The following is a 23,898-nucleotide window of genomic DNA, read 5'->3' as shown; positions in this document are numbered from 1 at the left end:
CTACTCCCCTTATCCGTGCTGATGAGGGCCGCGAGCCGTGTCAACACTCGCAAAAACTGGGGGGCATCTTATGCGAATCGGAGGAGTGGAAAACACTTGACCTGTTTGTCGATGCCCTTCTGGCGGAAGGTAGAACGGTATGGTGAGGCACAAAATTCCGCCCTATCCTCCTGACGTGTATCTGTGCGCTCCATCACAACGCTGGATTCTAACGTTGTGATGGAGCGTGAGCACAAGTCATCCACAAACGACGATGTTTACTCCTGAATTGAGATACATCAAGGGGCCATGGCCGCGTATGAGGCCGGATTATACTTCCAGGAAAACATTCTTCATGTTGATAATTATGAAGGGTTATCCTATATACCTACGAAAGCAACACGGGTGGTGCAGCGATTTATTTCTCAATGACCTTGAGTATGGCATCCAAGTAACAGCAGTGATACCCTCCATACTGGCAATAATGCCTTAGGGAACTGATGGCATGGTGCGTGACCCACTTGTCCGCTTCTAGCTCGGTCGATAAAAAAACAATAGGCCTGGTTTTGTTAGAAACGGCGCGAAATGCGTACAAACGTCATATGTGGAATTCCCAAACCATACGGATTAGTTGTATAAGGTTCAGGGACAGTAACCGTTTCTTCCTGGGGGAGATGATAAGCGTGATCAATTAAGATTAATGGGAGTGACTGGGTTGGGGCAATCCCCAAACTCAGCTCAAAACCCTCGGATCCTGCTCCCCAATATTCCAATGCCCAACGCCCATCATCATCAAGCGCGGCTCGATCGTGGAGATCAACGGGTTGTTGATTAAGACTTGCTGTTAAAACCGTGGTTGGTTGCCCAAGATAGACTGCAATCATTTGGGCCTGACGCGGCGAGCGAATTCGCAGTCGAATCAGACGCATTGATGCGGTTGTGCGATCATCAATGATGTCAGCCGTTGGCGCGGCCAAGGCAAGCGAGGGGCCAGGATTGCGCAAAATTCCACGCTGACTATAGGGATAAAAATCTGTATTCAACGCTGATTCTGGTTGTGCTGAGAGCAAGGTTTCCGTCCAATCAGCGGGAACCTGATCGCTACTTAGCCACCATGCGCGCTGGGTATCGTAGTCCAAGCCATACGCTAAACTGGTTGGGATAGGATGCGCAGGATCAAACTTCGCAGTGAGGCCTCCCACAAAAGCGATTCCTATCCCAATAACCCCCAATACGCCAAAACTAAACCGTGGCAGGACATTGCCAAGCGCCAATAATCCAGGGACAAATAATCCTGTGAGCAAGACAATTAAACTAACCCCAACAAACGGCGCGACAAGGGTCAGGGCAATAAAGATTAATCCAATGATTGGTGTCAGCAAGATTAATCCTGGTACAGTTGAGAGGGTTAACCATACATTGTCAAAAGACGAGTGTTTATGAAGCGTGCTACGCCGAACGTAAAACCATAAACCACCACTAACGATCAACAATGGCCAGGTGAACAGATAGCTTCCTCCAGGCAATAGGATCGTACTCGCAAGCATTAGAAGCATCCACCAACCCAAGCTGCCAGCCAAAAGATTAACCGCATCTGTGCGCCGGGCCAGCCATTGATACACAAATCCGACAATGGCAATCGTCACGATGCCAAAGCTCAAAAAATAGATGCCGCTATTGTAGACATCGGTAAAATGGCGATAGGTATCAACCAACAACGTTACCCCATACCATATGCCTTGCACGCAGCCAACAGCAAGCAAGGTTGCCAGTGCCATTCCCCAAAAACCACGCACAATTCCGTACCATGTCAGCCGTTTTGCCCGCAAGCCAACGACAAGCATTCCAAGGGTTACGCCAAGGGTCAATAGCGTCAATGGCCAAGCCCATGTACTTGGGTAACGCACAAAAGCCAAACGACCGACATTAAAAAAGATCGCATCACGTGGAGAATCAAGGTCAATGTGGGGGCTAGCCGCCAATTGTTGGGTTAAGGCCAACATAGATCTACCATAGTGTTGAAGAGTTGCCCTATCGACATTCGCTACGGTATCTGTACTCGCATGGTAATGGACTAATCCATCAATATAGGCAAAATTAAGCCCAGCAAGGCCCGCTTCACGAAAGATAGTAAAGTCAGTATCATTGGGTAATTGTTTATAAATATCAGCAAAGAGTGAGCTTGCTACTGGCTGAGGAATTGCTGCAAGGTGAGAAACTAGGGGTTGGTTGCCCATGCTCGTCTCAAACATGAGCATGACCCCACGGCTACCGCGGGCCTCAAAGTTTAAAACCAGATCGACATCCTTCGCCCACGCATGATCGCGCATAAAGGCTGATGCCCCAAGCAGGCCAGCCTCTTCACCATCAGTAAACAAGAAAATTAAATCGTTTTTCGGAGGAGGGCCAACTAAAAGAGCTCGGAGGGTTTCGAGCATTGCTGCCACCGCGACACCATCATCATTCGCACCTGGCCCAGTTGCAACAGAATCATAGTGAGCAACCAGCATAATGGTCTGATGGGTATCACTTCCAGCAACCCGAACAACGACATTTTCAACCGATCCGGCGAGCATAAAAGCTGGGGAATCTTGCTGGATTGCTGTCGCCTTTTGAATTTCCGGCTGCAAGCCCAGTTGCTTGATTTCACTGATTAAATAATCACGGACTTTAAATTGGGCAATTGAACCAATTGGGTGTGGTTCGGCAGCAATTTCAGCGACATGGTGATAGGCATTGGCAACAGAGAATTCATTTGGTGTGGTAGGGTTTCGCAAGGGGGTAGGAAGCTTTATTGCCAGCCAACCAATCCATCCACCGATACCTAAAATTCCAAGAAGTGCTAAAGCCAGCCAAAATCGGGCGCGTGCTGGCTGCGGTGATCGCATCATGCCATAAGCCTCTGTACTAACAATACTTTGGAATATGCTATACTATGTAGTATTCTGTGGTGAGATTGTTGTGGCCAAGCATACCCGAAAGTTGAATCCCATGCAACCAATGGGTGAGGTTTTATTTAGATAGGTGGATATTGAGAGATAGTCTATATCGCTTTTTATATCGCTGCTTAACGCTTAATTTGGGTCTTCTTATGGTTTACTAAGCACGTACTATCGTTATGCGTCGTGTGTTCATCAAACAGATACATGTAAAAATTGAGTATCATACGAATCCAATGCTTCGTCTCGTGCTCAATTTTCTCGGCTTGGATGATGAAGTATAGGGGAGCTTATTAATCAAATTTAAATGTCTTTTAAATCGCGATGAATCGTATTAGCCCATAATACGATTCATAAATTGAAGCAGATTTAACAGATTTACCTAGACTAAATCGATTGCTTAACTGACACCATTGCCCCACATCCTCATTTTTGTTCAAGCAGTGATTTAGTTTTTTTATGCCTTAGAAAGGCATGATGTTTAAGTATCCAGCAACCCAAATGGATACCAACAATACATACGCGTAGTTCCAACCATACCAAACATACAGTGAATTATTGGTGCCCGTAGCGATCTTCGTGATCAGAAAGAAATGCGTAAGGAAATGCTTACGTCATGCTCTTTGCTACGAGCGTTTCGGGTGCGCGTCTCCCACTTAAGTGTGATAGTTGGGGGAATGTTTGGCCAGCATAGTCGCAACAAATCAAACAATGCAGTCTGATGATGCTGGTTCAAACATGGTAGTGGAGTGGATTTTAATATACTCTGAAGGAGCAATGATGTCTCCCTTTGGCTTCTCTGATGACCGACCATGGTCAAGCCTTGTTGCTTTGTTGCGTCAACGGGCTGAACAATCAATCAACCACGAAGGATTTAGCTTTCTTGGCGAACAACCTAATCAGCTTGAAACGCTCAATTACGCCACGCTCGACCGTCAAGCACGCGCTTTAGCCAGCCATCTTCAGGAACTCAATGCCAAAGGGCAGCGCGTTTTACTCCTTTTTCGCCCAGGTTTAGCCTACATTACCGCATTTTTTGGCTGTTTATATGCTGGAGCAATTGCCGTTCCCGCCTATCCACCAGCCTCAAACCGTCCAACGCCACGATTACAGGCCATTGTGACTGATTCGCAAGCGCGGATTGTGTTGACAACAAGTAAGTTCATGCCAAGTTTTGCCTACATGCCAGAACTTGCGGCGCTTGATTGCTTAACTCTCGATACGTTAACGCTCAACGATCCGAGCGCATGGCATGATCCCATGATTACTGCCGATTCATTGGCATTTCTCCAATACACCTCTGGCTCAACCGCAACCCCCAAAGGCGTTATGTTGAGTCATGCAAACTTATTACACAACCTTGGCTTAATCAAACACGCATTTGGGCATAGCGAAGCCAGTAACGGGGTTATTTGGTTGCCTCCCTATCACGATATGGGGCTGATTGGGGGCATTCTTCAACCGCTCTATGCCAATTTCCCCGTGACATTAATGGCACCAGTCAGTTTTCTGCAGCAGCCATTGCGCTGGCTTCAAACAATTTCCGACAATCAAGCGACAACCAGCGGCGGGCCAAATTTTGCCTACGATTTGTGTGTGCGCAAAATAACACCCGAGCAACGTTCCGAACTAGATCTCAGTTCTTGGCAGGTGGCGTTTAATGGAGCTGAGCCCATTCGGGCTGAGACATTAACCAGATTCAGTGATTACTTTGGGATTTGTGGCTTTAATGCCCGGGCATTTTACCCATGTTACGGACTTGCAGAAGCCACCCTTATGGTGACAGGGGTTGCACGCGACAGTCTCATTGAGTCCCATACCTTTGATCCAATTGCCCTTGATCAGCACGTTGTTCAAACTACAGCAACAGAAACCGCCCGCAGTATGGTGGGTTCAGGTGCAGCCTTGGGTCAACAGCAGGTCATCATTGTTGAGCCAACAACGCAACAAGCTTGTGCCAGCGACCAAGTTGGCGAGGTTTGGGTGGCGGGGCCAAGTGTTGCCCACGGCTATTGGAATCGTCCAGAGCAAAGCGAACAAACCTTCAACGCCTATACCACTACAGGCCAAGGCCCATTTTTACGCACTGGCGATTTGGGCTTTTTACACCAAGGCCAGCTCTTTATTACTGGCCGACTCAAAGATTTAATTATTGTGCGAGGTCGCAATGTCTATCCACAGGATCTTGAGTTAACTGCCGAGCGTAGTCACCCTGCTTTGCGGGAAAATGGTGGGGCAGCCTTCGCGATCGAGCTTGATGGCAACGAACGCTTAGTGCTGGTGCATGAAATTAATCGCGTCGATCGCAAAGTCGATCCAAATGTTGTGATCAATGCGATTCGGGCAGCCTTGATTGAGCAGCATGAGCTTGCCCCCTATGCGATTGGCTTGATTCATGAAGGGTATTTGCCACGAACATCCAGTGGCAAAATTCAGCGCCATGCTGCTCGTCATGCCTGGCTCAACCAAGAATTCAAGTTGCTTGGCCAAAGTATCCCTGAGCAGGATCACGCTGATCACGTCCCTGATCCTGCGCAGATTGAGCAACTCCTCCAAACCATTCAGGCTGCCACGAGTCCTGAGCAAGCTGAATTATTACAACAGTATGTTCAGTTGCGGCTCGCTCAAACCGTGCGAATTGACCCTGCGAGGATTGACCCAACCCAACATATCGCACGCCTTGGGATTGATTCATTGATGGCAGTTGAGCTGAAACAACAGCTTGAACATGATTTGCATTGTCAATTACCAATGATGCTCTTTTTAGAAGCTGAACAGGTTGGCGATATTGTTACGGCAATTCAAGCAAGTTTCCAATCAGCCAATCAGCCACAGCATCAGCAGCTAGAACCACTGATCGTTTCAGCCAATCAACCCTATAGTTGGCCAGCGAGTTATGGGCAACAAGCGTTGTGGTTTTTACAACAACGTACTCCTACCAGTGCGGCCTACAATCTGAGCAGTGCTTTTAAAATTCATGGGCCACTCAACATTTGCCTTTTTGAGCAGGCAGTTCAGCTTTTAGTCGAACGTCATGCTGCACTCCGAACGCGCTTGGAACAACGCGCTGGCAGCCTTTATCAAGTTGTTTACCCAGCAGAATTCGAAACTGCTGATTTCCACGTGCTTGAGCAGCAGCCGGAGTACGAACTAGCCCAAGCATGGCTCCAACAGGCAGCGCTTGCACCATTTGATCTGGCCAATGATCGCTTATTTCGGGTACGCATTATCAAGCAAAGCACAACCCTAAGCCTTGCGATGCTCAGTCTCCACCATAGCATTGCGGATTTTTGGTCGTTGCAAATCCTCTTGCGCGAATTAATGACCCTGTATAGCAGCCTTGCAACCAATCAACCAAGCCAACTTGCTACATCTATTGATTATGATTATGTCAAATTACAACAACACTTTGTCGCTAGCTCAGCGGGGCAACAACAACGCCAATTTTGGCAGCACCAGCTCGGTGATCAATTGCCGGTACTGAATCTACCAAGTGATCAGACCCGACTACCGCATACTATTGCTGCAAGCCAGCAGTTTCGCTTCAAACTGAGCCTAGCCCAAAGCCAAACGCTTAAGCAATTTGCCAAAACGCATGCCGTTACTCCCTATATGGTGTTATTGGCGAGCTTCAAATTGTTGCTCCATCACTATACAGGCGACAACGATTTGATTGTTGGTTCACCAACTGCTGGGCGAACACAACGCCAGCTTGAGCAGGCTGTCGGCTATTTCGTCAATCCAATTAGCCTTCGTTCAACGATACGGCGAACCCAAAGCTTTGCTGAATTTGTCCAAACAATTCGTCAAACCAGTCTCGCTGCATTTAATCATCAAGACTACCCCTTTAATCTGTTGGTTGAGCAACTTCAGCCAGATCGTCAGTCGCATTCGCCGATTTTCCAAACGATGTTTACCTTGGAAACCGCTCGCATGCACACTGAAAGCCAGCTATCAGCGTTGATATTCGGGGTTCCTGAGGCTCGTTTAGCGCTGCATGATGTGGTGCTTGAGCCATATTCGCTTGATTCGCAGCATGCTCAATTCGATCTAGTCTTACGAATGCTTGAATTACCAGATGGCTTTGCTGGGGTTTGGGAATACGCAACCGACCGCTTGAGTGAAGCAACGATCCAACAATTGCAACGCCATTTCAGCGCCTTGTTGACGGCTTGTTTAGCGCAACCAGATCAACCTTTAGCCCATGGAGCAATACTCAATCACGCCGAGCAAACAGCGATCCAAGCCCAAGCTACTGGCGCGAAACAACCGCATCAGCAGCAGCGTTTGGTGCATGAAGCGGTCGAATTTTGGGCGCACCAGCAGCCTCACAGCATTGCAATTCACCATGCAGAGGATTGGCTAAGCTATCAAATGCTCAATCAACAGGCCAACCATATGGCTCATTGGTTGATCGCTCAAGGCATTCAGCCGGAAATGCGGGTAGCGTTGTATCTTGATCGGTCGATTAACCTGATCATCAGTATGCTCGCCATTCTCAAGGCGGGGGCAAGCTATGTTCCAATCGATCCAACCTATCCCCAAGAACGGGTTGAGTTTATTCTAGCCGATGCAAATGTGCGGTTAGTCATAACCGATCAACGCTTGCGCGATCAGTTTAATCACCATGAGCTAGCCTGCTTGGTCGTCGATCAGGATCATTGGCAAGCACAGCCCCATCACAACCCAGGCCTACTGATTGATCCGCACCAATTAGCCTATGTCATTTATACCTCTGGCTCAACTGGCCAGCCCAAAGGGGTTGCGGTTGAACACCAAAGTTTATGCAATTTGATCGCTTGGCATCAATCAGCGTTTCAGATTACGCCGCATGATCGAGCAACGTTGTTGGCAAGTATCGCCTTTGATGCTTCAGTTTGGGAAACATGGCCATATCTTAGCAGTGGCGCAGCGTTGGTTATTGTTGCTGATAGCCTGCGAACCGATGCCCACCAACTGCATCAATGGCTCTTGGCCGAACAGATTACGATCAGTTTTATGCCGACACCGCTCGCCGAGCAATTGGTGCAATTCGAGTGGCCGCGCCAAACTGCCTTGCGTTGGCTATTAACTGGCGGCGATACCTTACAGCTTTATCCAAGCGCAGCCTTGCCATTCCAGTTGGTCAATAATTATGGCCCAACCGAAAATACGGTTGTCAGCACATCGGGCAGCGTTTGGGCTGATGCAACAACCCACAAACGGCCAAGCATTGGTCGGCCAATCAGCAATAGCCAAGCCTTTGTGCTCGATCAAGCGCTCAATTTTGTGCCGCAAGGGGTGGTTGGCGAACTGTATCTTGGTGGCTCAAGCCTTGCGCGGGGCTATCTCAATCAGCCCGGCAAAACCGCCGAAGCCTTTATTCCCAATCCTTGGGGTGAAGAACGTGGCTCACGCTTATATCGAACTGGCGATTTGGCACGCTACAACCTACAAGGTCAGTTAGAGTTCGTTGGGCGGCGCGACGTGCAAGTCAAAATTCGCGGCTTCCGGATTGAGCTTGGGGAAATTGAAGCCCAATTGCATCAATATCCGAGCATTCAACAAGCAATTGTGCTGGTTGATCAAGCGACAACCAAGCGCTTGATTGCGTTTGTGGTTAGCCAAGCAAAGAGCACCGTTGATCAACAAAGCCTGCAACAATGGCTCAAGCAACGCTTGCCTGCCTATATGATTCCAGCCCGGATTATCGAACTGGATTCTATGCCGATAACCAGCAACGGCAAAATCGATCAGCGCCAATTGCATCGGTTAATTCCGCTTGAACAAGCCCCATTAACGCCTTTGGCAAACCCGATTGAGCAGCAAATCGCCCAAATTTGGCAAGAATTGCTGCAAACCAACGAGCTTGGGCGTGAAAGTCATTTCTTTGAGCTTGGCGGTCACTCATTGTTGGCAACCCAAGTGCTTGCACGGCTGCGCGCACAGATTAATCAGGCTATTCCATTGGCGTTGCTCTTTGAAGCGCCAACGATTGGCGAATTGGCGCTACGGCTTGATCAGATGGCGCAGCCAAATCAACTAGCTTTGCCCCGCCTTGCTGCGCAACCCCGGCCAAAGCGGCTGCCATTGGCCTCAGCGCAACAACGCCTCTGGTTGATTGATCAAATTGATACGGCAACCGCTGCCTATACTGTTCCCGCAGCAGTGCGCTTCTCAGGCCAGCTCAATCAGCAAGCGTTAACGTATGCGCTGAATGGCATCATCCAACGCCATGAAATTCTCCGCACAAACTTTGTCAGCGATGCCGATGGTAGTTATCAAATCATCCATCAAGAACGCTCGCTCAGCCCAGAGTATATTGATCTTCAGCGCTTAACCCAGGCAGAACAAGCCGCAACAATCTATCAGCGTTTCTTGCAGGTAGGCAACCAACCATTCGATTTAGCTCATGATCTCTTGATTCGCGCTCAACTGATTCAAACTGCTGAGGCTGAATATGTGCTGCTGGTAGTGCTGCATCATATTGTCTGTGATGGTTGGTCGATTGGGGTGCTGATCGATGAATTACGCAGCCTTTATACCAATTATGTCAACAATCAGCCAATGGCAAAGGCTGAACTCCAGCTACACTATGCCGATTTTGCGCTTTGGCAAGCACAGGTATTGGATCAAGGGTACCTTGCACCAGCGTTGGCGTATTGGCAACACCAATTAGCTAACGCTCCCTCGCTCTTAGAACTGCCAACCGATTATCCACGCAGCCCGACCCAGCAATTTCAAGGGGCGCAAATTGCCATCCCAACCTTGCAGGCGTTGACACCACACCTGCATGAACTGGCCAAAACGCAGGATGCAACCTTGTTTATGGTGCTTATGGCAGGGTTGAATCTGCTGTTACATCGGCTAAGCAACCAGGCTGATCTGGTGATCGGAACGCCGATTGCTAATCGGCAAGATGCCGCATTAGAATCATTGATCGGCTGCTTTGTTAATACCTTGGCAATTCGCACAAACCTTGATCCGCAACAATCGTTTAATCAATTGCTGGCGAATATCCGCCACACCATGCTTGAGGCCTATACGCATCAAGATCTGCCCTTTGAACGGGTGGTCGAATCGCTTCAGCTTGAACGCAGTTTAAGTTACACGCCAGTATTTCAAGTGCTTTGTGTGCTTCAAAATACGCCGCCACGCAGCTTAACCTTACCTGACGTTGGGGTAGAGATTCTTGATTGGCACAATCAAACCGCAAAATTTGATCTGACCTTTACGCTTGAGGAAACCAAAACCGGCCTAAAAGGCTGGATTGAATATAATACGAGCTTGTTTGATGCCAGCACGATTCAACGCATGGCCGAACATTTTGTCGCCATCCTGCATGCAGTTGTGCAACAGCCGACTCAGCCGCTTTCCAAACTCGTAACATTACCCAAGCCCGAACTCCAGCGATTATTGCACACTTGGAATGCGACCGATTACCACTATCAGCATGATCAAGGCTTACACACCGCCATCGCACAGCAAGCCCAGCGCACACCGCATGCAATTGCCGTGCTTGATGGCTCGGATGCGCTCAGCTATCACGATCTTGAGCAGCAGGCAAATCAACTTGCCCATTATTTGCTGAGTCAAGGAGTGCAGCCAGAGCAGCGCATCGGGGTATGCGTTCAGCGTAACCGTGATCTGCTGATCTGTTTGCTGGCAATTCTTAAAGTTGGTGCAGCCTATCTCCCGCTTGACCCAACCTATCCACTAAGCCGTCTCCAATTAATGGTTGATGATGCACAGGCGCAGCTGGTACTAACCCATGCAGCAGTTCAAGCCACTGTCGCGCTTGAAAATTGTCATATGTTGGTGCTTGAACAGCTTGAGGCGCATGGAGGCAGATTGCCGACAACAGCTCCAGCGGTTCAGATCAACGCGACCCAATTGGCCTACTTAATTTATACCTCAGGCTCGACTGGCAAACCAAAAGGGGTAGCAATTAGCCATGCCAATGCGGTCGCATTGATTGAATGGGCAAAAACCCAATTTAGCTCGGCGGAATTGGCAGGTGTGCTGGCTGCCACCTCCATCTGCTTTGATTTATCAATTTTTGAGCTCTTCTTGCCACTGAGCGTTGGCGGAACGGTAATTTTGGCACAAAACGCGCTTGATCTCATTAATCTGCCAGCTGCTCACCATGTCAGTTTGATCAACACGGTTCCCTCGGCCTTAGCAGAATTAGTCCGCCAGCATGCGATTCCAACCAGCGTTATGACAATTAATCTCGCTGGAGAGCCATTGCCTCAAGCTTTAGCTCAGGAAATTTATGCCGAAACTCAAGTTGAACGCTTGTACAACTTATATGGCCCCTCGGAAGATACAACCTATTCAACCTATGCCCTGATTGCTGCCGATGGAGTGCAAGCCCCGGCAATTGGGCGGCCAATTGCCAACACCCAAGCCTATGTGCTTGATCGCTATCAGCAGCCAGTTGCCCAAGGTGTGGTTGGCGAACTCTATCTCGGTGGGGCTGGAGTGGCGCGGGGCTACCTCAATCGGCCTGATTTGACTGCCGAAAAATTCGTACCCAATCCTTGGAGCATCCAAGCCGGAGCGCGACTGTATCGTACTGGCGATCTCGTGCGCTATCGAACAAATGGGGAGCTTGAATTCCTCGGCCGGGTTGATCATCAGGTTAAAGTTCGCGGTTTTCGGATTGAACTTGGTGAGATTGAAGCCTGCTTACGCCATCAACCAAGCATTGACGAGTGTGTTGTGATTGTTGATCAAGCCCCAAGTGGGCCGCAATTGGTCGCATATTGTGCCACCAACTCTGGAAATCTCAGCGAACAAATGTTGCGTCAACGACTGGCCGAGCAGCTTCCAGACTATATGCTGCCAGCAGTAATTATGCTCTTGCCAGCATTGCCACACACTGCTAATGGCAAAATTGACCGCAAAGCGCTGCCAAAATCAGTAAATCCACTCTGGATTGCAGATCATTTCGTAGCGCCACAACATCCATTCGAAGAGATGGTAGTTAATACGATGAGTCAGGTTTTAGGGCTAGGCCAACTTAGCGTCGATGCCAATTTCTTTAGCATGGGTGGCCATTCGTTGCTTGCAACCCAAGTCATTGGGCGGTTGCGCAGCATGTTGAACCGTGATGTACCGCTTCGCTTGATTTTTGAAGCCCCAACTGCCACAGCCTTAGCTGCCCGCATCATGGCGATTCAGGCTCATCAGGAGGAGCCTGAAATTCAAGCGCTCAGCCGAGCGCAAGCCTATTTTCCACTCTCATTTGCTCAAGAACGGCTGTGGTTTTTGCACCAGCTTGCCCCCCACAACAGTAGCTATATTATTCCAATGGCGGTACGTCTGGTTGGGAGCCTTAATCAAGCGGCACTCCAAGCGAGCTTGAACGCGCTTGTGGCACGCCACGAAGGCTTACGAACAATCTTTGTGCTCGATAACGATCAGCCTGCCCAAGGTATTTTGCCCTACTCGGCGCTTGAACTGCAAAACTACGATATTCAAGCAGTTGCACCTGATGCGCAGCGGGCTGCCTGTGAACAAATTGTCGCTGAACTACAACAAGCCCCCTTTGATTTAAGCACAGGCCCACTGTTGCGTTGTGGCTTAGTCCGATTGAAGCCGGATGAGCATTTCTTCGTGCTGATTATGCATCACATTATTTCAGATGCCTGGTCGATGAGCGTCTTTGTTCGCGAAGCAATGCAGCTCTATCAGGCTTATTGCCAAGACCACTCGGCAATGCTTCAGCCGTTGCCAATTCAGTATGCGGATGTGGCAAGTTGGCAACGCAACTGGCTGCGCGGGAGTGTGCTTGACCAGCAACTTGCCTATTGGCGACAGCAGTTAGCCAATTTGAGTACGCTCAATTTGCCAACCGATTACCCTCGCCCAGCATTACAAACCACCAATGGCCGCAGCCTTGCGATCGAGCTTGACCAAAACCTGACCCAAGCCTTACAAACCCTGAGCCGTGAGGCGGGCGCAACCCTGTTCATGAGTTTGTTGGCAGCCTTCAAGATCGTGTTGGCACGCTATAGTGGGCAACGTGATATTTGCGTTGGCTCACCAATTGCCAATCGCAATCGCCCTGCAACCGAGGATTTAATTGGCTTTTTTGTCAATACCTTGGTATTACGAAGCGACATTGATGAGCACTTAAGTTTTGCACAATTGCTGACCAACATTCGTGCGACAACGCTCGACGCGTATGCGCACCAAGATACGCCCTTTGAAAAATTGGTGGAAGTGCTCCAACCGCAACGCGATCTTAGCCGAAACCCATTGTTCCAAGTGATGTTTGTGTTGCATAACACCCCAGCCAGTTTAAGCAATTTGGAGCATCTACGCCTAGAACGGGTGGATTTTGCCCAAACAACTGCCCAATTTGATCTGACCTTGGCGCTTGAAGAAACCGCCAATGGCTTAGTTGGCTATTGGGAATACAATACTGATCTGTTTGCACCCACAACAATTGAACGGTTGAGCCAGCATTTCAAGCATCTGGTGCTTGCGATTGTTGCCAACGCAACGACACCGATTAAATATCTCGATCTCTTGAGCCACGATGAGCAACAGCAATTGCTCTATACGTGGAACCATCAGCATAGCATCAAGCCATCCGAACACAACGTGCATAGCTTATTTGAGGCGCAAGTCGCACAGAATAGTCAGGCAATTGCGGTGATCGATGCCCAATCGCGCCTAAGTTATGCCCAACTCAATCAACGGGCTAATCAGCTGGCGCATTGTCTACGAGCGCAGGGCTTACAACCTGATAGCTTTGTTGGCGTGTGTATGTTGCGCTCAGTTGATTTGGTGGTGGCATTGCTGGCAATTCTCAAAGCCGGAGCCGCCTATGTACCGCTTGACCCAGCATATCCCGCTGAACGCTTAGCCTACATTATTACCGATACCAAGTTAAGCGTCGTATTAAGCCAACGCGAGGTTGTTGCCGCACTTCCAGATCAGCAAACACAGCTCAATGTGATTTGTGTTGATCGCGATTTAGGCGACCAATACCCCACAACCAATCTTGAGCTTATGATCAGCCCCGACCAGCTGGCCTACATGATCTATACCTCAGGCTCGACCGGTCAGCCCAAAGGGGTCATGATCAGCCATAGCGCGATTAGTCAGCGCCTCCAGTGGATGCAACACGCCTACCATGTGGTGCCCAGTGATCGTTTGCTGCAAAAAACCTCACTTAATTTTGATGTTTCGGTGTGGGAGATTTTTACTCCACTCATTACTGGAGCACAGTTGATCATGGCGAAACCTGATGGTCATCATGATAGTGAGTATCTGCTACAGACTATTCGTGAACACCAAATAACCTTGATTGATTTTGTGCCATCAATGCTTGAACTCTTTTTAGCTGAACCTAACGCGAAAGAATGCACATCATTACGTCAAGTAACATGTGGTGGCGAAGCGATGACTCCCCAACTGCGGGCGCGATTTTTTGCAACACTTACGGCTGAATTGCACAACATTTATGGGCCAACTGAAACCACGATTGATGCCACAATGGCAGCATGTCACCCCAATCAGCGAGAACAACGAATCACAATTGGGCGGCCAATTGGCGGCAGCGAAGCCTATATTCTCGATCAGCTTGGGCGGCCAGTGGCGATTGGAGTCGTTGGTGAGCTCTATCTCGGTGGCGTTGGCTTGGCTCGTGGCTATTTTGAGCGGCCAAGTCAAACAGCCCAAGCCTTTGTTCCCCATCCATGGAGCAGCGTTGCTGGCGCACGCCTCTACCGTACTGGTGATTTGGCTCGCTATCTGGCCGATGGCAGCATCGAATTCCTTGGTCGCCGTGATCAGCAAATCAAACTGCGTGGTCTGCGGATTGAATTAGGCGAAATTGAAGCCGCGTTACGCCACCATCCAGCAGTGCGTGAAGCCGTTGTGATTGTGCAAAACCACAGTCAACTCATTGGGTATGTGGCGCTCCAGCCAGCTATGCACGTCGATGGCAGCGAATTACGCGCCTTCCTCAAACCTACGTTGCCCGATTACATGCTCCCAAATGGTATCGTCGTTTTGGAACGCTTGCCCAGCTTGCCCAATGGCAAACTCGATCTTGCAGCTTTGCCTCAGCCACAAACCCTCCGCATGAGTAATACCGAATTCGTAGCGGCTCGCACGTCAACCGAACAGCAGCTCGTCGCGATTTGGCAAGAATTGTTAGAACTTGAACAGCTTGGCGTTCACGACAATTTCTTTGAATTGGGCGGGCACTCGCTGCTATCAACCCAAGCGGTTAGCCGCATTCGCAATCGATTTGGGGTTGAGTTAGCGTTACGAACTTTCTTCGAGCAACCAACGATTGCCGAATTAGCCCTGTGGCTTGATCGCCACGCAAGCCCAAGTAAGAACAAACCGAAAATTCAAGCTCGGCCACGCGCACAACGTCAGCTTGAGCAAACGATTGCCCAGATCGAACAATTATCAGAGCGTGAAGTTAGCCAAATTCTCGAAGAGAAGAAATTTACCCAGCAAGGAAGCATTAATGACTGATTTTGCCGACTATATCGACGCACTATCGCCAGAAAAACGTGAATTACTCGAAGTACTCTTAGCCGAACAGGCCGAGCAAGTTACAGGTGATGTGTTTCCGCTCTCCTATGCCCAGCAGCGACTGTGGTTTCTCAGCATGTTCGAGCCAGCGAGCGCGTTATACAATCTCCCAGCAGTCGTTCGCTTGACGGGGCAGCTTGATCTCGGCGCACTTGAGACAAGCTTAAACACCATTATTCAACGCCATGAAATCTTGCGTACCAGCTATCGCGTAGTTAATGGTCAACCAATGCAGGTGCTTCATAGCCAACGGCCATTGAGCATACACCAGCACGATCTAACCCAGGTTGCCCCTGCAGAACGTGAGCATGCTGCCCGCCAGATTGCTTTTGAAGAAATTCAAGCTCCTTTTGATTTGAAACAGAGCCATGTTGTTCGTGCCTTGATCATCCAACTCCAACCGCAAGAACATTGGCTCGTCCTCACAATTCACCATATCGCTGCTGATGGCTGGTCGATTGGGGTGCTGTTGCGTGAACTGACGCAAGCCTATCATGCAGCGTGTGGTGGCTATAGCCCGCGCTTACCTGAATTGGCAATTCAATATGCCGATTTTACGCTCTGGCAGCAGGAGTATTTGGCAGGTGAAGTCTTAGCTGAACAATTGGCGTATTGGCGTTCAGCGTTGGCCGATGCACCAAACCAGCTTGCCTTGCCATTGGATTATCCTCGGCCAGCAGTGCAATCGTTTAACGGCGCACGCTTCAATTGGACGATTGATCCCGATCTTACCCAAGGGTTGCACGATCTCAGTCGGCAGCATGGCGTAACCTTGTTTATGACCCTGTTAGCAAGCTTTAACACCTTGCTCTATCGCTATACTAACCAAACTGATCTGCTGGTTGGCACCCCGATTGCCAATCGTAACCAAGCCGAAATTGAAGAATTGATTGGCTTCTTTGTCAATACCTTGGTGTTACGCAGCCAGATTAACCCAGAGCAATCCTTTAGCAGTTTGTTGCAACAAGTCAGCGCCACAACCTTGGCGGCGTACGAGCATCAAGATCTACCGTTTGAAATGTTGGTCAAAGAGCTAAATATTGAGCGTAATTTAAGCCACTCAGCGCTTTTCCAAGTGATGCTGGTGCTGCAAAATACCCCCATGCCAAGTGTTGACCTTGGGCAACTGAGCCTCAGCCCGATCGAGCTTGATCGTGGCTTAGCCAAGTTTGATCTGACGCTGACGCTAGAAGAAACAGCCAATGGTTTAGCAGCAACCTTTGAGTACAACCGCGATCTATTTACCACAACCACCATTGAGCAGATGGCGCAGCATTTTAATAACCTGCTCCAGGCGATTCGTGCGAATCCACAGCAAACAATTGCTGAATTGCCATTACTTAGTACAGCAGAATTCGACTATCTCATAGGCGATTTGAACCAAACCGCTGTTGATTTTGGGGAAGTGCGCCCAATTCAGCAACGTTTTGAAGCTCACGCATTGGCGCAACCACATACCCCAGCGGTCGTATTTGAAAACCAAGCGCTCACCTATCAGGAGCTTGATCACCAAGCCAACCAGCTTGCGTGGTATCTTCAGCAGCAGGGTGTTGGCGCAAATACACCGGTTGCAATTTGCCTTGAACGCTCGCTTGAGCTTGCAATTGCGATCTTGGGAATCCTCAAAGCTGGCGGAGCATATCTACCAATCGATCCGAAACTTCCAAGCGAACGGATCAATCTGATGCTGCAAGAAGCGCAGTGTCAGCTCGTAATTACTGATCGGGCAGTTGCTGGCATGTGGGAACAGGCAACAAGTTTGGCGCTTGATCTGCCAGCAATCAAACAGGCACCAACCCAGGCATTGCCCCAGACCAACCATCCCGATGATCTGGCCTACATTATTTTTACCTCTGGCTCAACTGGCACGCCCAAGGGTGTTGCCGTAGCCCATCGGCAACTGGATAATTATGTTCAAGCGATTCAAGCACGCTTCAATTTCGCGGCTCAGGCCAATTTTGCCACCGTCTCAACGATTGCGGCGGATCTTGGCAATACGATGATTTTTGGAGCTTGGGCCAGCGGCGGATGTTTGCACATTATTTCCGACGAACGGATTCGTGATGCACATGGCTTGGCTGATTATTTCCGCCAGCAGCAAATCGATTATCTCAAACTCGTTCCCTCACACCTTGCAGCCCTATTGAAAGCGTATGAGCATGGCGATCTCCTGCCGCGCCGTGGCTTAATTCTTGGCGGCGAATCGGCAGCGTGGAGCCTGATTCACAAAATTCACGAACTCGCACCCGATTGCCAGATCTTCAATCACTATGGGCCAACCGAAACCACAATTGGGGTGATTACCCATGATCTGCGTGCAGCGTTGGCTGAACCGTTTGGCGATTACGCACCCCTCGGGCGGCCAATTGCCAACACCCAAATTTATCTGCTTGATCAAGCATTGCAGCCAGTACCACAGGGTGTTGCCGGCGAACTCTATATTGGCGGAGCCAATGTGAGCCAAGGCTATCTCCATCGGTCAGAGTTAACGAACCAACGCTTCATTGCAAATCCTTGGTCGCCAGCGAGCAAACTCTATCGCACTGGCGATTTAGCGCGGATCAATCACGATGGGACGATTCAGTATGTGGGGCGTATTGATCAGCAAGTTAAAATTCGCGGTTTTCGGGTTGAACTCGCTGAAATCGAAGCTGTTTTACGCCAATATCCAGCGGTTCGCGAGAGCGTTGTGGTTGCCTATGAGCAGCAACTAGTTGCCTATAGCGTTCCAAACGAGTCAATGGGGATTGATCAGGCAGATGTACGCCAGTTTTTACAGCAACGTTTGCCAGAGTATATGGTTCCAGTGACTTATATCGAGCTGGCGAATCTGCCATTAACCGCGAACGGCAAACTTGATCGCCGCGCCTTGCCACAGCCCGTGGTCGCAGCGAGCGAACTGGCGGATACAGCCATTGCCCGCAGCCCGCTTGAAACGATTGTAGCTGATGTTTTTAGTGCGGTGCTTGATCGGCAGCAGGTTGGAATTCATCAAAATTTCTTTGAACTTGGCGGCCACTCATTGCTGGCAATTCAGGTTATTGCCCGATTAAGTGACCTCACTATGCTCAACGTGCCAATTCGAAGTCTCTTTGAATTTCCAACAGCTGCGGGCTTGGCTCGCTATATTGCGCAACAACAAGCGAGCAATCAACCAATGCGCTTGCTTCCTGCTGATCGTAATCAGGATTTAGCACTGTCGTTTGCCCAAGAGCGAGTATGGTTTTTGCACCAGCTTGATCCGCAGAGTTCGGTCTACCATTTAACCTATAACCTGCGGCTTGAAGGTAAACTTGATCTCGCTGCCCTTGAACACAGCTTTGCAATGCTTGTGCAGCGCCATGAAATCTTACGCACAACCTTTGGATTGAGCGCAAATCAACCAATCCAAATCATCCATGACCGTTTGCCACTCAATTTCAAACTGGTCGATCTGCGCCATTATCCAATCAGCGAACAAGATCAAGCGGCGCAAGCGGCAATCCAAACTCTTGCCGAAACACCATTTGATTTGATTAACGGGCCGCTGCTGCGGATTAGTGTCGTTCGGTTGAGCGACACCGAGCAGCTATTACTCGTAGCATTGCATCATATTGTGGCTGATGCTTGGTCGATCGATATTCTGCGGCGCGAATTAAGCCAATTGTATCGCGCAGCCCAGCAACAACAACCAGCAGCATTGGCTGCATTGGCGGTGCAGTATGCTGATTTTGCCCAGTGGCAACGCCAATGGCTCCAAGCAGAAGTCCTTGAGCAACAGCTTGGTTACTGGCAACAACAGCTTGCGCATTTGCCGACCCTTGATTTGCCGACCGACTATCCACGGCCATTCGTGCAAAACTTCCGTGGGGCGTTGTATCACTTTAATCTCGCCGAGCAACTGGTTGGTGAATTGAAAGGGTTGAGCCGCCACGAAGGTAGCACCTTGTTTATGACCTTATTAGCGGCATTCCAAACCTTGCTCTATCGCTATAGTGGCCAGGCGGATTTTGCAGTAGGCACGCCAATCGCCAATCGCCATCATGCCCAACTAGAGCAGGTATTTGGCTTCTTCCTCAACATGTTGGTTATTCGTGGTGATTTAGCGGGCAATCCAAGTTTCCGTGAGGTGCTCAAGCGGGTACGCGAAACCGCGCTTCAAGCCTATGCGCACCAAGATCTTCCCTTCGAAAAAGTTGTTGATGCCTTGCAACCAGAGCGCGATCTGAGTCGTTCGCCCTTGTTCCAAGTGATGTTTGTATTGCAGCACGACAACCAATTTAACTGGGACTTGCCTGATGTGCAGGTAACAGCGCTGCCCGCCGACTATACAACTGCCAAATTCGACCTGACCTTGACTATGGTTGAAACCCAAACAGGGCTGCGGGCAAGCTTCGAATATAACCAAGATCTCTTCAGTCACGCCACTATCGCTCAAATGGCTCAGCACATGCAGAATCTTTTAGCAGCGATTGTGGCCAATCCTGATCAAGCAATTAATCAGTTGGGCTTGTTGAGTGATGCAGAACAACAGTATGTTTTGCATGAATTGAACGCAACTCAGACTGAGTATGTTCAGCAGACAACAATCCATGAACTTTTTGAAGCACAGGTCAGGCAACAACCGCAGGCAACAGCCTTGGTCTATCAACAGCATAGTTTGAGTTATGCCGAACTCAATCAGCAAGCCAATGCCCTTGCAGCGCAGATTTTAGGCTTGGGGCTAACGCAGCGCTCGATTATTGGCATCTATATGGAACGTTCGCTCGAGATGGTTATCGCCATGCTAGCTATTTTGAAAACCGGCGCTGCCTACTTACCACTCGATCCGAACTATCCCGCCGAACGCGTGGACTTTATGCTAGCCGATGCCCAAACGGCGCTGGTGCTTACCCAGTCACATCTGCACCAGCGCTTGGCGAGCACTCAAATGAGCATCGTTGTCGATAGCAATACCCACGCTCATGCCGCGCCCAATCCTGAGCAGCATGTTTTGGCAAGCGATTTGGCCTATGTGATTTATACCTCTGGCTCAACGGGCAAGCCCAAGGGGGTTATGGTTGGCCATGACAATGCAATTAATTTCTTCGTTGGCATGGATCAACGGCTTGGCACTGAACAGCAAGGGACTTGGCTAGCAGTAACGAGTATGGCCTTCGATATTTCAGTCTTGGAATTATTATGGACATTGACTCGTGGCTTTAAGGTCGTTCTTCAACCAGACCTTGCGCGCAACCCAACCGCCTCTGCTGAACCGAGCACCAATAGCCAAGCATTAGACTTTAGTTTGTTCTATTTTGCGAGTGACACTGGGCAAGATCCCCAGGATAAATATCGGCTGTTACTCGAAGGAGCGAAATTTGCCGACCAGCATGGTTTTACGGCAGTTTGGACTCCCGAACGGCACTTCCATTCGTTTGGTGGACTCTATCCGAATCCATCAGTGGTTGGGGCGGCAATTGCTGCCGTTACCGAGCGTATTCAAATTCGGGCTGGCAGCGTGGTTTTGCCCTTGCAGCATCCGCTGCGGGTGGCGGAAGAATGGTCAGTGGTTGATAACATCTCCAAAGGCCGGGTTGGGGTATCGTTTGCCTCTGGCTGGCATGCTGATGATTTTGTCTTAGCTCCAGCTAATTATCACGAACGCAAAGACATTATGTTCAGGGATATTAACACCGTGCGCAGTTTATGGCGCGGTGATGCCCAAACCTTTGTTGGCGGCAATGGCAATGATGTAGCCGTGCGCATTTATCCGCAGCCAATCCAAGCAGAATTACCCTTCTGGGTCACCGCAGGTGGCAGCCCGGAAACCTTCCGCATGGCCGGTGAAGCCGGGGCCAATATGCTGACCCACTTGCTTGGGCAAAGCGTCGAAGATTTACAAGCGAAAATTGCAATTTATCGCCAAGCATGGCAGGAGCATGGCCATCCAGGTCGCGGTTGCGTCACGCTCATGGTGCATACCTTCGTGAGCGATCAACCGCTAGAATCGATTCGGGAAACCGTTCGTCAGCCATTTTATCGCTACCTACGCTCATCAATTGATTTGTGGAAAAATCTTGCCCGCAGCCTTGGCCATGATCGCGAAACCAACGATTTTAGCGCCGAGGAAGAGGAATTCATCCTCGCCCAAGCGTTTGATCGCTATTTTGCCACCAGCAGCTTGTTTGGCACGCCTGAGCATTGTTTGGCTATGGTCAATCGCTTGAAGGCTGTCGGGGTTGATGAAGTGGGCTGTTTAATCGATTTTGGGGTTGCTACAGACGACGTGTTGGCAAATCTTCAGCATCTCAGTGTGCTGCGCGAACGCAGCAACCCAACCCACGCCACACTGCCGAGCGCCGAGCCAATAGGCGATTATTCCGTCTTGGCTCAAATTCAAACCCATGCAGTTTCGCATCTCCAATGTACTCCTGCCTTAGCTCGGATGCTGCTCTCAGAGCCGGAAGCAGCGCAGATTTTAGGCACGCTTGATCACGTATTGCTTGGCGGCGAGGCCTTACCGCTTAATTTAGCAGATCAACTCAAGCTGTTGATCAATGGTCAACTTCATAATATGTACGGGCCAACCGAAACCACGATTTGGTCAAGCAGCTATGAAGTCAGTGGCCAAGAAACCGAGCAAATTTCAATTGGTCGCCCGATTGCCAACACAGCAATCTATATTCTTGATCGCTATCAACAACCGGTACCGCTCGGAATTGCAGGCGAGTTGTATATCGCTGGCCATGGGGTCGTACGGGGCTATTTAGAACGGCCTGAACTGACAGCTGAGCGTTTTGTGCCGAATCCATTCAGCCCAGAACTTAGTAGTCGCATGTATCGCACTGGCGATCGCGCACGCTATCGCCGCGATGGCACCCTCGAATTCCTTGGTCGGATCGATTACCAAGTCAAATTGCAAGGTTATCGGATTGAGCTTGGGGAAATTGAAGCGGTGCTTGAACAGCACCCGCTGGTTGAACAAGCGATTGTTGTTGCCCGTGATGAAGCGGAGAATCAACGCTTGGCAGCCTATATTGTGCCAACCCACAAAATTCTCGCGCCATTGCAACCAGCGCTCAACGAGGCCCAAGCTAACCAATTATTTGAACAACATCGGCGCTATACCCTGCCAAATGGAATGAACATCGCCTATCTCAGCGATTTGCAAGCCAACGCAGGCTATCGTGAAGTTATCGAGGAGGCGATGTATCTTAAGCATGGCATCGAATTACACGATGGTGATTGTGTTTTTGATGTTGGAGCCAACATTGGCTTCTTCGAGTTATTTGCCAATATGTATGCCAAACAGCTCAAACTCTACGCCTTCGAGCCAATTCCGCCAACCTTTGCAGTGCTCGAAGCCAATATTCGCTACTACGGCTTAGAAAGTCGGATCTTCCCGTTTGGTTTGTCGGATAAGGCCGAAACAACCGAGTTCACCTTCTATCCTGAAATGGCAGGCTTATCGGGACGGTATTCTGAGACTGGTTTGGATCGTCAAATAACCAAATCGATTATTTTGAGCGATCTGCGCCAAGTTGATGCCCAAGGCACCAGCGTTGTGCTCGAAGAAACCGAGCTTGATGCAATTTTAGATACCCAACTTGCCAGCGAAACCTATCAATGCCAACTCCGAACGCTCTCTGAGGTCATTGCCGAGCAACAGATCGAACGGATTGATTTGCTCAAGATTGACGTTGAAAAAGCCGAAGTTGATGTATTGATGGGGATTAAGCAGGCTGATTGGCTCAAAATTCAGCAAATCGTGCTAGAAATCGACAATCGCGAAAATCTTGAGCAGATCATTACGATGCTCAAACAGCAGCATTTCGCGATTGTGGTTGAAGATTTTGCGGTTGCCGAAGCCCAAGCTGGTGAACCTGGCGTGTATGTGTATATGCTGTATGCGCGGCGGGTTGCTGCCGATTCACCGTTGTTGGCGCAACCAGTGAGCATCTTGCCTGCGCCACCGCAACGCAGCCTCACCAGCGGCGATTTGCGCACATGGGTAAAAAATCGCTTACCAGAATATATGCTGCCAGCAAGTTTTAGCCTGCTCAATAGCTTGCCACTTACGCCAAATGGCAAAGTTGATCGCAAGGCGTTGCCAGCTCCAAGCAGCACGCGACCAAGTGTGCAAGCCAGCTATATCGCCCCCGAAAGCCCAACTGAGCAAGCGATTGCGGCAATTTGGCAACAAGTGCTTCAGGTTGAGCAAGTTGGCCTTCACGATAATTTCTTTGAACTTGGCGGCAGCTCATTGCTGATTGTGCAAGCCCGAACCAAATTGCGCGAGGTGCTTGCTATTGATATTTCACTGGTCGATCTTTTCCGCTATCCCACGGTAGCAAGTTTGGCCGAAAAACTCGGCAGCAATGCAACCAATACGGCTGCCAATTTCGATAAAGTGCGTGAACGAGCTGAACGCCAGCGCCAAGCCAAACAACAACGTTCAAAGGGGAGAAAGTAG

At 49.6% G+C, this 23,898-nt stretch carries 3 protein-coding genes; 2 read left to right on the top strand and 1 reads right to left on the bottom strand.

What is annotated here, in order from left to right; genetic code table 11:
• Positions 1 to 548: 548 nt before the first annotated feature.
• Positions 549 to 2,870 carry a M28 family peptidase gene (locus ACFMKP_RS24340; protein ID WP_382296314.1) on the bottom strand — a complete coding sequence of 774 codons (2,322 nt, stop codon included), beginning with the start codon at positions 2,868 to 2,870 and terminating at the stop codon, positions 549 to 551.
• Between the two features lie 825 nt (positions 2,871 to 3,695).
• Between ACFMKP_RS24340 and ACFMKP_RS24335 the strand changes: the two genes are divergently transcribed.
• Both ACFMKP_RS24335 and ACFMKP_RS24330 read left to right on the top strand, forming a co-directional pair.
• Positions 3,696 to 15,404 carry an amino acid adenylation domain-containing protein gene (locus ACFMKP_RS24335; RefSeq protein WP_382296311.1) on the top strand — a complete coding sequence of 3,903 codons (11,709 nt, stop codon included), beginning with the start codon at positions 3,696 to 3,698 and terminating at the stop codon, positions 15,402 to 15,404.
• Positions 15,397 to 23,898, top strand: a complete 8,502-nt coding sequence (locus ACFMKP_RS24330; RefSeq protein ID WP_382296309.1) for an amino acid adenylation domain-containing protein — start codon at positions 15,397 to 15,399, stop codon at positions 23,896 to 23,898. The genes ACFMKP_RS24335 and ACFMKP_RS24330 overlap by 8 nt, the downstream gene beginning before the upstream one ends.

Source organism: Herpetosiphon sp. NSE202 (genome assembly GCF_042688385.1).
Lineage (GTDB): Bacteria > Chloroflexota > Chloroflexia > Chloroflexales > Herpetosiphonaceae > Herpetosiphon.
Note: the sequence above shows the minus strand (reverse complement) of the source record. Positions and strands in the feature narration are given on the sequence as shown.

Bases quoted from the DNA above. Each gene is read 5' to 3' on its own strand.
- ACFMKP_RS24340 (WP_382296314.1), bottom strand. From the start codon at position 2,870: ATGATGCGATCACCGCAGCCAGCACGCGCCCGATTTTGGCTGGCTTTA.
- ACFMKP_RS24330 (WP_382296309.1), top strand. From the start codon at position 15,397: ATGACTGATTTTGCCGACTATATCGACGCACTATCGCCAGAAAAACGT.
- ACFMKP_RS24335 (WP_382296311.1), top strand. From the start codon at position 3,696: ATGATGTCTCCCTTTGGCTTCTCTGATGACCGACCATGGTCAAGCCTT.